A 14,068-nucleotide genomic window follows, 5' to 3' on the forward strand; every position below is an offset into this window, starting at 1 on the left:
TCGCGTACCGGCCGGGGCGCAACCGCGTGCGCGACGGCGTGCTCGGTGCCGTCTGCGCTGCCGTCTCGCTGTTCCTGCTGGCGCTGCTCGGCACCGCGGTCGCCGCCTCGCTGATCCAGCTGTGGCCGTACAAGCTGGTGCCGACGCTCGCGCACTACGACTTCGACCACGTCGACGGCGGCGGCTGGGGCGCCTTCGGCAACAGCGTGACGGTGGCGGCGCTGACCGCGCTCGCCGGCACGCTGCTCGTCTTCATCACCGCCTACCTGACGCTGAAGACCCCGGCGCCGCGCGCACCGGCCGCGCTGATCCGCGCGCTGGTGCTGCTGCCGATGGCGGTGCCCGGCCTGGTGCTCGGCCTCGGCTACATCTTCTTCTTCAACGCGCCCGGCAACCCGCTGCCGGCGCTGTACGGCAGCCTCGCGATCCTGGTCGCCGCCGGCGTCGCCCACTTCTACACGACGGCGCACCTGACGATGGTGACCGCGCTGCGCCAGGTCGACGGCGAGATCGAGGCCGTCTCGCGCAGCCTGAAGCGGCCGTGGTGGACGGCCTGCCTGCGCGTGACGCTGCCGATCAGCCTGCCCGCGCTGCTGGACGTGGCGCGCTACCTGTTCGTCTCCAGCATGACGACGGTCAGCGCGGTGGTGTTCCTCTACACGCCCGACACCACGCTCGCCTCGATCGCGGTGCTCGGCATGGACGATGCCGGCGACACCGCGGCCGCCGCCGCGATGGCCACGCTGATCGTCGCGAGCTCGCTCGCCGCGACGCTGCTGATCAACGCGCTCGCGGCCTGGCTCGGGCGGCGTTCGCAGGCCTGGCGGGCCTGAGCCCTCTTCCCTCCCTGCGGATGTTTTCGATGCGCGAACCCTTGTTGTTGACCCCCGGCCCGCTGACCACCAGCCTCGCCACCAAGATGGCGATGCTGACCGACTGGGGCTCGTGGGACGGCCGCTTCAATGCGCTGACGGCCAACGTGTGCCGCCGGCTGCTGGCCGTGATCGATGGCGGCGGCGAGTTCGCTTGCGTGCCGCTGCAAGGCTCCGGCACCTTCGCCGTGGAAGCCGCGATCGGCACGCTGCTGCCGCGCGACGGCAAGCTGCTGGTGCTCGTGAACGGCGCCTACGGCCAGCGCATGGCGCGGCTGACGGCGGTGATGGGCCGCGCGGTGCAGGTGCTCGATTTCGGCGAGGCGGCGGCCATCGACCCGGCGCGCGTCGCCGACGCATTGGCCGCGGACCCAGCCATCACCCACGTCGGCGTGATCCACTGCGAGACCAGCACCGGCATCCTGAACCCGCTGCAGGCGGTGGCCGACGTGGTCGAGCGCGCCGGCCGGCGCCTCGTGATCGACGCGATGAGCGGCTTCGGCGCGCTGCCGCTGTCGGCGCGCACGCTGCGCTTCGACGCGGTGATCGCCAGCAGCAACAAATGCCTCGAAGGCGTGCCTGGCATGGGCTTCGTGCTGGTGCGCGAGAGCGCGTTGGCGCAGGCCGAGGGCCGTGCGCATTCACTGTCGCTCGACCTGCACGACCAGTGGCGCTACCTGCAGAAGACCGGGCAATGGCRCTACACGCCGCCGACGCACGTGCTCGCCGCGCTGGCGGCAGCCCTCGATCAGTACGACGCCGAGGGCGGCCAGCCGGCACGGCTCGCCCGCTACCGCGACAACTGCGAGGCGTTGCTGGCCGGGCTCGCGCGGCTCGGGCTGCGCAGCTTCCTGCCGGCCGCCATCCAGGCGCCGATCATCGTCACGGTGCATGCGCCGCCGGGGCCGGGCTGGAACTTCAGCGATTTCTACGAGCGCGTGAAGGCGCGCGGCGTCGTGCTGTATCCGGGCAAGCTGACGGCAGTCGAGACCTTCCGTGTCGGCTGCATCGGCGCGATCGGTCGCGCCGAGATCGGGCAGGCGGTCGATGCGATCGGCCATGCGCTCGACGCGATGGGAGCACCGGCATGATCCAGTCACCGTACCGCCACGTCCGCCGCTACCAGGGCCCGCTGCAGGCCGTCATCTTCGACTGGGCCGGCACGCTGGTCGACCACGGCTCGTTCGCGCCAACCCAGGTGCTGATCGATGCCTTCGCCGGCTTCGGCATCGAGATCACGCTGGCCGAGGCGCGGGTGCCGATGGGCCTCGCGAAGTGGGACCACATCCAGGCGCTCGGCCGGCAGCCCGGCGTCGCCGCGCGCTGGCAGGCGCGATTCGGCCGTGCGATGGGCCGCGGCGATGTCGACGCGCTGTACGCCGCCTTCMTGCCGCTGCAGGTGGAGCGGGTGGCGCAGTACTCGACGCTGATCCCCGGCGCGCTGGAGATGGTCACCGCGCTGCGCGCCCGCGGCCTGAAGCTCGGCTCATGCTCCGGCTACCCGCGCGTCGTGATGGACCGGCTGCTGCCGCATGCCGCCGCACAGGGCCTGCGGCTGGACCATGCGGTCGCAACCGACGACCTGAAGCCGGGCGGCCGGCCGGGGCCGTGGATGGCGCTGGCCAACGTGATCGAACTCGGCATCGGCGAGCTCGCCGCCTGCGTGAAGGTCGACGACACCGTGCCCGGCATCGAGGAAGGCCTGGCGGCCGGCATGTGGACGGTCGGGTTGTCGCTGTCGGGCAACGAGGCCGGCCTGACGCTGGCGGCGCTGCAGGCGCTGGCACCGGACGAGCTGCAGGCGCACCGCCGCCGCGCCGCGGCGACGCTCGCGCAGGCCGGATCGCATTTCGTGATCGACAGCGTCGCCGGGCTGCCTGCGGTGCTGGACGCGATCGAGGCGCGACTCGCGCGCGGCGAGCGGCCGTGAGCCCTGCGATTCCGCTGACGCGCAGCGCGGGCGTCTCGATCTGGCTGCAGATCGAGAAGGCGCTGGCCGACGACATCCTCGGCGGGCGCGTGACGGGCAGGCTGGCCAACGAGCTGGAGCTGGCCGGCCGCTTCGGCGTCAACCGCCACACCGTGCGCCAGGCCGTGAAGGCGCTGGCCGAGCGCGGGCTGGTCGAGGTGCTGCACGGCCGCGGCACCTTCGTGCGCGAGGAGGCGATCGACTACGCGCTCGGCCGGCGCAGCCGCTTCGCCCACAGCCTCGCGAAGGCGCGGCGGGTCGGCGCCAGCCGGCTGACGCACGACGCCGAGCGGGTGCCCGAGCCCGAGGTGCTGTCGCTGCTGGAACTGGCGGCCGGCAGCCGCGTCGTGCAGGTCGATTCGCTCGATGTCGTCGACGACAAGGTGGTCGGCGTCTGCACGCAGTATTTCCCGCTGCCCCGATTTGCCGGCATCGCGCAGGTCTACCGCGAACTCGGCAAGACGCATTTAGCGCTGGCGCGGCTGGGCGTGGGCAGCTTCGAGCGGCGCCTCGGGCGGGTGACGGCGAAGCTGCCGGAGCAGGCGGTGGCGCGCCAGTTGAAGCAGCCGCCGGCGACGCCGATCCTGGTTGTCGAGAGCGTCTACGTCGACGCCGCGGGCCGGCCGATCGAGTACGGCATCTCCCGGTTCAACAGCGCGATGGTGCAGGTGGTCGTCGAGCCGTGAGCAATCACCCGCTATCGGCGTGACGTATGGCACAACCGGTTGCATCCCGCCACCGGTGGGGGGGCGGTGGTAGGCTCAAATGCGTTTCCAATCGCGTCTCCAATCGCCCACCCGAACGCAGCGCCCCCGATGCCTGAAGAAAACCGAGTCCCGACCGCGAGGCCTGCGAGCGTCGTGTTCGCCCGCATCCGGGAATTCGGCAGCTCGTCGGTGACCGAGCAGGCGACGCTGAAGGCCCGGCTGGAGTCGCGCGCCGCGGCGGCCCTGGACGCAGTTCCTGCCAGCGAGCGCGTCGTGCTCGACGCCCGCGACGGCATCGCGATCGTGATCACCGCCGATCCGCTGGTGGCTTTCGACGTCGCGCAGCGACTGGCCCGCAAGAGCCGCAGCCGGCGCACCGTGGTCGGCCTGAACCACGGCGCCGTCAAGCTGGTGACCGATGCCCAGGGCGGCCCCGCGCTGATGGGCGACGGGCTGAGCACCGCGGCGGCCATCGCCACCTTCGCCAAGCCCGGCCGCATGCTGGCCACCCGCAGTTTCCGCGACGCGCTCGATGTCAACTCGCCGGGCGCGGCGCGCCGGCTGGAGCTGGCTGGCACCTCGATCGACGACCAGGTGCGCACGCACGAGCTGTTCGCGATCAACCCGCAGGCGAGCCTGCAGTACCAGCGCCGGCTGCTGCTGGGCGGCATCATCGGCAGCGCGCTGCTGATCGGCGGCGGCATCGCGGTGCGCTGGGGGCTGGACGAATGGCGCGAGGCGACCCAGGGCGCGGTGATCGTGTTCGACGTGAAGCCGCAGGCCGAGGTGTCGGTCGACGGCGAGCACAAGGGCAGCACGCCGCCGCTGACGCAGATCGAGCTCGCGAGCGGCCCGCACACGCTGGAACTGACGGCGGCCGGGTTCCCGCCGTACAGTACCGAGGTTCAGGTCGCGCCGGGCGAACGCATCACGATCCAGCACCGCTTCGTCGCGGCCCCGAAACCGGCCAGGCCGGTCAAGCAGGGCAAGTCGGGCTTCTGGCAGGACCTGCGCCGCCGGCTCGGAAACTGAGATGCCGTGAATTCTCCAGACACCATCATCCACACGCACGTCGACCCGCGCCTCCCGCCGCAACTGGGCCGCTACCGCATCCAGTCGGAGCTCGGCCGCGGTGCGATGGGCGTGGTGTACCGCGCGCATGACGAGCAGCTGGGCCGCCCGGTCGCGCTGAAGACGCTGTACATGGGCGAGGATGCCGCCGCCGAGCATGCGGTGCGCTTCCAGCAGGAGGCGCGCGCCGCCGGCGGGCTGAACCACCCGAACCTGGTGACGGTGTACGACGTCGGCCGCGACGGCGACTGGGCCTACCTCGCGATGGAGCTGCTCGAGGGCGTGGAGCTGCGCGACCGGCTGGCGAGCAGCCGGGTCTCGCTCGCGATGGCGGTCGACATCGTGCGCCAGGTGGCGCTGGGTGCCGCCGTCGCGCATGCGCAGGGCGTGGTGCACCGCGACATCAAGCCGGCCAACATCATGCTGGTGCACGGGCGGCACGCGAAGCTGATGGATTTCGGCATCGCGCGCATCCCGACCTCGGACGTGATCACGCAGACCGGCACCATCCTCGGCTCGCCGAAGTACATGTCGCCGGAGCAGATCGCCGGCAACGACATCGACCACCGGGCCGACATCTTCTCGCTGGGCGTCGTGCTGCACGAGATGCTGACCGGCACGACGCCGTTCAACGGCGCCGACGTGAACCAGCTGATGTACGCGATCGGCCACGCCGAGCCGGCGATCCCGAGCCGGCTGAACCCGGACGTGCCGGTGGTGYTCGACCTGATCGTCGCGAAGACGCTGGCCAAGCAGCCGGCCGACCGCTACCAGAGCGCCGAGGCGCTGGCCGCCGACCTGCTGGCCTGCCGCAGCAGCCTGGCGGACGCGAGCGCCGACGAGGCGGCCGACGGCGAGACGCCGCTCGGCGCCGGCGTCTCGATGACCTCGTTCACGCCGCTGGCGCAGAGCTTCGCGACGACGCAGTCGATGACGCGCGCGTCGTTCGCGCCGGACATGGCRCTGCTGTCGGTGTCGCGGCATTTCGATTCGGAGGCCGCCCTGGTGCGGCTGCGCGACGGCGACCTGCTCGCCACGCCGCCCCCGCCGCGCCAGCGCTGGCGCCGCGGGCCGTGGCTGCTGGCGGCGACGCTGGCGGCCGCGTTGTTCACCAGCGTGGCGATCGTGCTCGGCTAGAGCCGGCAACGGCATGTCGATGGCCCGGCGAGCGCCCATGAATCGACGAACCGCCTTCTCGGCGCTGGCGCTGTGCGCGCTGGCCCCTTCTGCCCCGGCCCAGCAGGTGCTGCCCGCCGTCACCGTGACGGCCACCCGCACCGAGACGCCGCGCTTCGACGTGCCGGCCTCGATCGACGTGGTCGACGGCGACACGCTGCGCGACGGGCGGCTGCAGGTCAACCTCTCCGACGGCCTCGCCGGCGTGCCCGGCCTGCAGGCGCGCGACCGGCAGAACTACGCGCAGGACGTGCAGATCTCGGTGCGCGGCTTCGGCGCGCGATCCACCTTCGGGATCCGCGGCGTGCGGCTCTACGTGGACGGCATCCCGGCCACGCTGCCCGACGGGCAAGGCCAGATCACCAATGTCGACCTGAACTCGGTCGAGCGCATCGAGGTGCTGCGCGGGCCGTTCTCGGCGCTGTACGGCAATTCGTCGGGCGGCGTGCTGCAGGTGTTCACCGAAGAGGGTGTCGGCCGGCCGGCGCTGAGTTTCGGCCTGGCGGGCGGCAGCGATGGCGCGATGCGCACGAGCAGCAAGCTGTCGGGCTCCGAGGGCCGGCTGAGCTACCTGCTGAGCGCGAGCCATTTCGAGACCGACGGCTACCGCGACCACGGCGCCGCGCGGCGCGACATCGGCAACGCGAAGCTGGTGTGGCGGGCGGACGACGACACGCGATGGAGCGTGGTGCTGAACAGCGTCGCGCTGCCGTTCGCGCAGGATCCGCTCGGGCTGACGCGGGCTGCGTTCGATGCGGATCCGCGCAGCGCCGACCCGGTGGCGACCGATTTCGACACGCGCAAGACGGTCTCGCAGACGCAGGCCGGCATCGTGCTCGATCGGCGGGTGTCGGCGGCCCATTCGCTGCGGGTGATGGTGTACGGCGGGCACCGGCGCACCGAGCAGTTCCAGGCCATTCCGGTGGCGACGCAGGCGAACAACGCGCTGCACCCGGGCGGCGTGATCGACCTGCGGCGCGACTACAGCGGCACCGACTGGCGCTGGACGACGAAGACCTCGATGGCCGATCAGCCCTTGACCTTGATCGGCGGGCTGGCATACGACAGGCTGCGCGAACTGCGACAGGGGTATCTCAACTACAGCGGCAGTGCTGCAACGCCCGAGCGCGGCCAGCGCGGCGCGATGCGGCGCGACGAGACCAACTTCGTCAGCAACATCGACCCGTACCTGCAGGCGTCATGGCAGCCGGCGGCCGACTGGACGCTGAACGCCGGCGTGCGGCACAGCCGCGTGCGCTTCGAATCGCACGACAACTACATCGTGGGTGCCAACCCCGACGACAGCGGCCGCGCCGACCATCGCGCGACCTTGCCTGTGCTGGGCGTGCTGTGGGCCGCGAGCCGCTCGGTGCACCTGTATGCGACGGCCGGCAAGGGCTTCGAGACGCCGACGCTGAACGAGCTGAGCTACCGGCCGAACGGTGCGACGGGATTGAACTTCGCGCTGCGGCCGGCGACGAGCCGCAGCCTGGAGTTCGGCGTGAAGAGCCGGCTGGAYGGCATCGGCGAGTTCAACGCCGCGGTGTTCCAGACCCGCACCTCGGACGAGATCGTCACGCTGACCAACACCGGTGGGCGATCGACCTTCCAGAACGCGGGCAGCACGCGGCGCAGCGGGYTGGAACTCAGCGCCGTCGCGGCGCTGCCCGAGCCGTGGAAGGCGCAGACAGCGGCCACCTGGCTCGATGCGCGCTACCGCGACGCGTTCATGACCTGCACGGTGACGCCGTGTGCGGCACCGAACGTCGAGATCGCGTCGGGGCAGCGCATTCCGGGCATCGCGCGCAGCAGCTTGCAGGCCAGCCTGGCGTGGGCGCCGCCGCAGGGCTGGCGCGCGGGGGTCGACGTGCGGGCGCTCAGCAAGGTGTTCGTCAATGACTTGAATTCGGATGCGGCGGCCGGGCAGGCCACCGTCGGTGCGAGCGTCGGGCATGTGCTGCCCCTCGGCGCCTGGCAATTCAGCAGCTTCGCGCGGGTCGACAACCTGTTCGATCGCACCTATGCGGGGTCGGTGATCGTCAACGAGGGCAATGCCCGCTATTTCGAGCCGGCACCGGGGCGCAATTGGATGGTGGGTTTCTCGGGAAGCTACAAATTCTGACCCGCGCCGCGGACAATTGCGGCGGTAATTCCGCGCCACGCCGAGACACCCACTCATGATCAAGATCCTGACCTCTGCACTGCTGTCGCTGCTACAACTACTCCATCGACACGACAACACCGATCGGCAAAGCGCAATGGGCCACCACATGTTCAAGCGAAGCACCCACTCGTCGTCGGCGCTGAAGGCCCTCCTGTCACTGGCGCTGGCAACTGCCGTGCTTGGCGCGCACGCTGCCGAGGGTTACGTCACGGGAACCGTCACCAACCTGACGAGCACTCCTGCGGGCTTGCTCATCATGGTCGATGCGGGGCAGCCGACCAATTGCGCTGGCGCGCCTGGCGGGTGGATGCTGATCCGGACGGAGCACAAGACCATGGTCGCGACAACACTGATGATGTTCGCGATGGGCAAGAAGGGCGCCACAGTCTACGCGTCGGGCACTGGCGCCAGCGGCTACTGCGAAATCAGTCAGTACGACCCGGCCGAGTGACCGAGTGCCCGGCTTGCGGTCGGGCAGCGTTCAGTTCCAGATCGGTGTCGAGTCTTTCAGCGACAGCACCCCCGATCCGCCTTGGTCGATGCCGAGGTATCGGCGCAGCCTTCACCGGTCCCTTCGGTTGACTAGTCGTTGATGGCAAAGAATTCGATCGACTCCGTGTCGTTCCACGCCGTGCAGGCACCCGTTCCCCAAATCGAGACGGTCTTTCCGGTGGTATAGGCCAAGAGCAGGCCGCTGAGTTGTGCCTTGCCGGCCGGCGTGGCAGCGTTCAGGGCAAAGCGCATGCTTTCGACTGCGGCACAGGCGGGAAAGTTGGCGCGAGGCCCCTCGACATACGCCATGACAACGCCGTTTGACATGAAGTAGATGTTCTTGAGCTTGACGGGCCCGGCGGTGCCGGCATGTGCGCTCATGGACATCGAAAGCAGTGCAACTACTGCCGAATGAATGACCTTCATAGTTCTCCCTTTGGTTGCAGTGTTTTGCTCTTCGACAAGCGTCGGCAAGCCCGGATCGGCGCTCGTCAACGAAGGTCCGTCACCTCGACAGCCAAACTCCTACGATGTCTTGTTGACTCGTGCAACTCGCTCCGTCTGGATACCTGACAAGAACCGATTTCTGCGTTGTGATTGCCGTCATGATGACGGCGAAGACTGGTTTGAAGTCAGGATCTGACTGCGCGATGGTGCCGACGCCACCTTCCTGATAGTTCACCCACAGGATGGAGTCCCCCACAAAGAATTTCGTCGGCGTCAGGGCGCATTCGATGTACGCATTGGCGTTCAACGGTGCGACCTGCATGGCCAGTCCAGCGATCAGGCTGGACAGAAATGTGATTGGCGATTTGATGAAGATCATTGCAATTCCTTCCATTGAGGGATGAATACTTCATTCGGTTATGGCTCGGATCGCACCAACTCTTGACGAACTCGCTGGCATCCAATACTTCCAGATTTCTCCGGTATTCACATGCACGAGTTCACACAAATCGTCGGATAGAGGTCACCCTGCTCTGCCACCATAGAATATTGAATCGCCTGAGGATCGGCATTTGCTGGATTTGTCACCAAGTTGCTATTTACAAGCAAGGTTGGGATAGCTCTTCGGCGCCACACAAACATGCATTACTCGCTGACCGAACTTACTCTCCGATATATAGAATTCCAAACCTTTTGCAAAACCTGCGCCGCTGACGCCAACAAGATAATGAATATTTGGTTGCAAGGCTTCAGCCAGCGTTGACTCGAAGCCCGGAATGGATTCTCCATAGACCACCCGATCCAACCCAATGTAACTCCCTGGCTTCAACTCCAACCGCCACGAGGGCTTGCCAAGATCCCATGAATTCACCCCTCCCGGAGTCACCGATAGACTATTCACCGGAACCATTTTCATGACTTCCGACTTCAATTCAAAAACAACCACACCACTTTCATTCATCTCCATGGAGATTTTCACCTCGTTTTCATACGAGAAAGCAGGCAATACCGAGAGAGAGAGTAGAGAAACAAAAAGCACACGAAGGAGATGATACGCAATCATTTCTTTATCCCATTTGAATATATAACGGACTCGAATGCGGACACGTCTTGTCCACCTATTTTTCTAATATAATAATTCTGCATCATTTGCCCCTGTTGCTCAAATCTATACTGAGCGAATGTTTTCAACGAGTCCAATTCATAAACATACGCTCCTTGCCGGCCGTATTCAATACTTTCAGCAGCCGCCTTCCAGCGAGTGTAGCCGGTGACCTCCCTATTCTGATATTGYCACACATGAGTAATCTCATGGATGAGTACGGACTGCGAATATGAATCGGCCGTTGAGAAATCAGATCTATAGTTTTCCGGCGAGAAATTTATACTATTCTCCAAAGTAATAGCGCCAGCCGTTGGTGGCGCACAGCACGAATTTAGAGAAACGGCACCGTAATTTACCGCCCCTCCAAAATATGACTGCAGCAGTGTGATTTCGGAACTCAAGAGAGCTCTTGAAACCTTACTACTTGCCATCGCCTCCCCGTCATGGGCGGAGTCGTTAAACAAATAGCCAAATGCCCCTGACTGCGCCCCACTCGCAAACTTCCCACCACCCAGCACCGATGCCGTCCCGCCAATCATCGCGTGGATGAAGGTGTCGGCCGCCCGCTCGCCGACGTTCAACCGGGCCCCCAGGAACTGCGATGCCCCGGCTGACGCAGCACCGGCGCCGCACCTTCCCCCACCCGTCACGCTCGTGATGCAGCCGACTCCGGCATGCAGCATCGTGCGACCCAGGCCCTTCTCACTCCAGTACGCAGCCATCTCTGTCTCGCCTGAGGCTGCTGCCGTGCTGCTCAGGCTATTCCCCAAGCTGCCCGCTCCATAGAATGCGAGCGACGTGAACGCACCCTGCGCTGCTCCGTTGAAGTCGCCGGTCGCAATCGCCCCCGACACGAATCCCGCTGCCGCAGCTTGTCCCGCGGCGGGCCACGATGACGGGCCGGCTCCCGGCCCAAGCCATGCCGCCACCGCAATGCTCACCACCATCCGCATCTGCTGCTGGTCGATGATGCCCATGGCATGCAGCGCTATCGCGCCCACGATGGCCCCGATGCACACCGGACACTTCCCATTCGCATCCACCGTGTTCAACGGCTGGTTGTAGACGTAGCTGTACGCGTTGTAGGTCTGGATGTCGAACGGATCGCCCACCACCGGGTCGGCCTGCATGAAGCGCCCGATCAGCGGGTCGTACAGCCGCGCGTTCATGTGGATCACGCCCAGGTCGTCCAGGTGCTCGTGCCCGGTGAAACCGCGGTCCGTGCCGCTGGCCGCGTCCGGTGCGCCGCCGTGGTAGTCACCGATCAGCGCGTTGGCCGGATCGGTTGCACCGCTCGCATACCGCCGCTTGCCCCACGGGTCATAGGCGTAGCGGATCGTCTTCACCACGCTGCGCCAGTCGGCTCCGCCGGCCACCGTCACCGCCACCGTCGAGCCGAGGTGGTCCTTGTGCCAGTACTCCAGCTTGCTCGTCGTCGCCGGCRCCGCGGCCGTCGTCGTCAGCAGCACCGTCGTCGCGCCCGCCGAGATGTAGTGCCGGTTCGTCGTCACCCCGTTCTCGTCGGTCTCCTGCTCGTAGCCCAGGCCGTTCGCGCCATCGGGGTGCAAGGTCCAGGTCGTGCGCGTGCCGCGGCTGGTCTTGCGCAACTCGACCAGGCGTTGTTCGGTCTCGCCGTACACCCAGTCGTAGGTCGGTGCTGCCGCACCGCCGCTGCCCACGCCGACGATGCCCGGCGTAACCCCGTCGCCCTGCGGCAGGTTGAAGCTGTTGTAGCGCACGCTGCGGTACCGCGCGTCGCCCAGGGCCCGTGTCAGGTTGCCCTGCGCGTCGTACTCGTAGTCGGCGTTGTACGTCGGCCCACCGGCGCGCGGGCGGATCGCGCTCACCGCATGCGGCAGGCGCTGGCCGCTGGCCGGGTAGATGTACGAGCCGACATCGCTCTTGGAGAGGATGTTGCCGATCGCGTTGTAGGCCAGCGTCACGTCCTGGGTCACGCCGCCCGGGTTCGTCACCTGGTATTGCGTCAGCCGGTTCAGACTGTCGTAGTCGAACCACTCGCCCACATTCAGGTTGGTCCCGGCCCCATTGATGTCGACGCGCCGGATCAGGTTGCCCAGCGTATCCCACACGTACTGGTGCTTGAACACCTCCGTCAGCGTCGGATCTCCGATGTCGGTACCGGTGCCCGCCGCCGCATCAGTGACTCGCCCGCTCATCGGATCGAAGCGCGTGTGGGTGTTCACGCCATGGCCCAGCTGCGCGTCTTCCACCTTGCCCCAGGCGTTCACCCGCTGYGCCGTCCAGTACGCGTAGCCGCTGCCGTTGTGCACCGTCTGCAAGGCACCCAGCGCCGTGTAGCCGTACTGCACGCTCACGCCGGTCTGCCAACTCTGCTTCACGAGCCGGCCGAAGTTCGCGTCGTACTCCAGGCTCTGCGAGAAGGTCTTCTGCACGTAGCGCGGGTCCGGGCTGATCGCCGTCGTGGCACTCACCGGCCGCAGGTAGCGGTCGTACACCGCCGAGCGCACCACGCCGTGTGTCGTGCTGCTGCCGCACAGCTTGCCCTTGGTCGCGTTCGCGCCGCCGCCGGCGGCGGACAGGCAGGCGGTGCCGTTCGACGCGCCGTTGACCGTGTCGTAGAAGTAGGTGGTCTTGAAATCCGGCGTCAGCTTCTCGACCAGCCGCCCCAGCACGTCATAGCGCAGCGTGCTGCTCGTGCCTGCCGCAAGCTGGTTCGGGCTCTGCTGCGATGTCAGCTCGCCGAGCGCGTTGTAGCCGTATGTCCAGTAGCCCTTGTTCGGGTCCAGCATCGCCGTCTTGCGGCCTCGCCCGTCGTAGCGTATCTCCACGCGGTTGCCGAGCGGGTCCACCGTCGTCACCAGGCTGCCCTGCGCGTCGTACAGGAACGCCGTCTGCGCGTGCTGCGCATCTTCGGCCAGCACCACATGGCCTTGCGCGTCGCGCCACTGGACGTCGGTCTGAACTGCGGTTTCGGGTCGACCTTGAATGGGCCGGCCGCGCCGCGTCACCGTCGTCTTCGCGCCCTCGTAGGCGTAGCGCACCACCATGAACTGCATCGCACCCGGCGCGCGACCGAAGGCATTGAGCTCCGCGATCGCGCCCGCGTCGGTGATCCCTTCGCTGCCCTCGCCGTTGTCGGCCGTGTACACCGCCAGCGGTCGGCCGATCACGTCGAACTGCGTGTACGTGAAACCGTAGCCGCTGCCGTTGATGCCCGAGCTCAGCGTGTCCAGGAAGTACGGCTGCGTCGTCAGCACCGTCGCACCGTTCTGGTTGTAGAACGTGTCGGCCACGATCAGCCTGCATGTCGCCGCGGCGCTTCCGGGATCGCAATCGAACGCCTGCGTCACACTGCGCATCGTCCGGCCGCGCACGTCCTGGTAGACACGGGTCCACGGCCCGCTGACCGTGCCATCGGCGCCGTACGACTGCGTGTGCACGAAGCTCATCGCGTTCGCGGGCATCGGATCCTTCGCAGGCGGGTTGTCCATCTGCGTGCCGCCCGACCCCGGGCAGCCCGGCGAGTTGCTGCTCTGGTCGAAGATGGCCGGCGACACATAGCAGAACCACACCCGGCTGAAGCTGCCGTCGGCCCGCGCCTCCTTCACCTTGCGGCCGAGCGCATCGAGCTCCCACGTCGTCGTCAGGCCATTCGGGCCGGTCTGCGATGTCGCTAGTCCGAACCTCGGGTCCACGAGCTTGGTCTCGGTGTGGTTCAGAGCGTTCCAGACACTGGTGGCATAGCTGCCGTTGAGCGTGCCATCCGGCTGAGCGGCATTGCTGTACGACGCGCTCGCCACGCGCTGCAACGATGCGTCTGCGCAATTCGAAGTCGTCGTCTGCTTCCGGTTGCCGTACGGATCCAGCTGGTAGCTGGTCACGACGCACAGCGCGGCCTTGTTCGGCTCGATCTTCTCCTCGATCAGCAGCCCGGTCGCATCGTCGTACTTGAACTCGCTGGAACGCTCCTCCTCGAAGACTGGCGCAGGCAAGGTCTGCGCCAGCGCATTCGCGCACAGCAGCACCAGAGCGGCCAGGGTACCCAGCAGGCGGGGGAGAGCTTTGTGGAAATCAGCCATGGCG

12 protein-coding genes are annotated in these 14,068 nt (G+C 67.2%); 8 read left to right on the plus strand and 4 right to left on the minus strand.

Annotation, left to right across the window (positions count from 1 at the left end; genetic code table 11):
- The 8 genes from AC1DXV_RS05420 to AC1DXV_RS05455 all read left to right on the plus strand — a co-directional run.
- Nucleotides 1-833 (plus strand): ABC transporter permease subunit (locus tag AC1DXV_RS05420; RefSeq protein WP_477932775.1); only part of this gene is annotated, 833 nt, incomplete at its 5' end.
- A 29-nt stretch (nt 834-862) separates the two neighbouring features.
- Nucleotides 863-1,963, plus strand: a complete 1,101-nt coding sequence (locus tag AC1DXV_RS05425; RefSeq protein WP_477932777.1) for a 2-aminoethylphosphonate--pyruvate transaminase — start codon at nt 863-865, stop codon at nt 1,961-1,963.
- Nucleotides 1,960-2,802 carry a phosphonoacetaldehyde hydrolase gene (gene phnX / locus AC1DXV_RS05430; RefSeq protein ID WP_477932779.1) on the plus strand — a complete coding sequence of 281 codons (843 nt, stop codon included), beginning with the start codon at nt 1,960-1,962 and terminating at the stop codon, nt 2,800-2,802. Before AC1DXV_RS05425 ends, phnX begins: the two co-directional genes overlap by 4 nt.
- Entirely contained in the window at nt 2,799-3,527 is a 729-nt protein-coding gene (gene phnF, locus AC1DXV_RS05435) for a phosphonate metabolism transcriptional regulator PhnF (RefSeq protein WP_477865259.1), read from the plus strand. Before phnX ends, phnF begins: the two co-directional genes overlap by 4 nt.
- 129 nt (nt 3,528-3,656) lie before the next feature.
- Nucleotides 3,657-4,580 carry a PEGA domain-containing protein gene (locus AC1DXV_RS05440; protein WP_477865260.1) on the plus strand — a complete coding sequence of 308 codons (924 nt, stop codon included), beginning with the start codon at nt 3,657-3,659 and terminating at the stop codon, nt 4,578-4,580.
- A gap of 6 nt (nt 4,581-4,586) precedes the next feature.
- Nucleotides 4,587-5,756, plus strand: a complete 1,170-nt coding sequence (locus AC1DXV_RS05445) for a serine/threonine-protein kinase (RefSeq protein ID WP_477932781.1) — start codon at nt 4,587-4,589, stop codon at nt 5,754-5,756.
- 37 nt (nt 5,757-5,793) lie between these two features.
- The gene (locus AC1DXV_RS05450; protein ID WP_477865262.1) at nt 5,794-7,917 is read left to right on the plus strand and encodes a TonB-dependent receptor family protein; all 2,124 of its coding nucleotides are present in this window, start codon (nt 5,794-5,796) and stop codon (nt 7,915-7,917) included.
- A gap of 55 nt (nt 7,918-7,972) precedes the next feature.
- Nucleotides 7,973-8,410: a hypothetical protein gene (locus tag AC1DXV_RS05455; RefSeq protein WP_477865263.1), complete on the plus strand. Its 438-nt coding sequence runs from the start codon at nt 7,973-7,975 to the stop codon at nt 8,408-8,410.
- A 131-nt stretch (nt 8,411-8,541) separates the two neighbouring features.
- On the opposite strand, the gene AC1DXV_RS05460 is transcribed toward AC1DXV_RS05455, so the two are convergent.
- The 4 genes from AC1DXV_RS05460 to AC1DXV_RS05475 form a co-directional block, all read right to left on the minus strand.
- The gene (locus tag AC1DXV_RS05460) at nt 8,542-8,946 is read right to left on the minus strand and encodes a hypothetical protein (RefSeq protein WP_477865264.1); all 405 of its coding nucleotides are present in this window, start codon (nt 8,944-8,946) and stop codon (nt 8,542-8,544) included.
- 10 nt (nt 8,947-8,956) lie between these two features.
- The gene (locus AC1DXV_RS05465) at nt 8,957-9,277 is read right to left on the minus strand and encodes a hypothetical protein (protein WP_477865265.1); all 321 of its coding nucleotides are present in this window, start codon (nt 9,275-9,277) and stop codon (nt 8,957-8,959) included.
- Nucleotides 9,278-9,493: 216 nt separating this feature from the next.
- Nucleotides 9,494-9,961, minus strand: coding sequence for a hypothetical protein (locus AC1DXV_RS05470; protein ID WP_477865266.1), 468 nt, complete (start codon nt 9,959-9,961; stop codon nt 9,494-9,496).
- A complete protein-coding gene (locus AC1DXV_RS05475) occupies nt 9,958-14,064 on the minus strand; it encodes an RHS repeat domain-containing protein (protein ID WP_477932783.1) in 4,107 nt (1,368 codons plus the stop codon). Before AC1DXV_RS05475 ends, AC1DXV_RS05470 begins: the two co-directional genes overlap by 4 nt.
- Nucleotides 14,065-14,068 lie beyond the last annotated feature (4 nt).

The organism is Rhizobacter sp. P3_C12 (assembly GCF_056402735.1).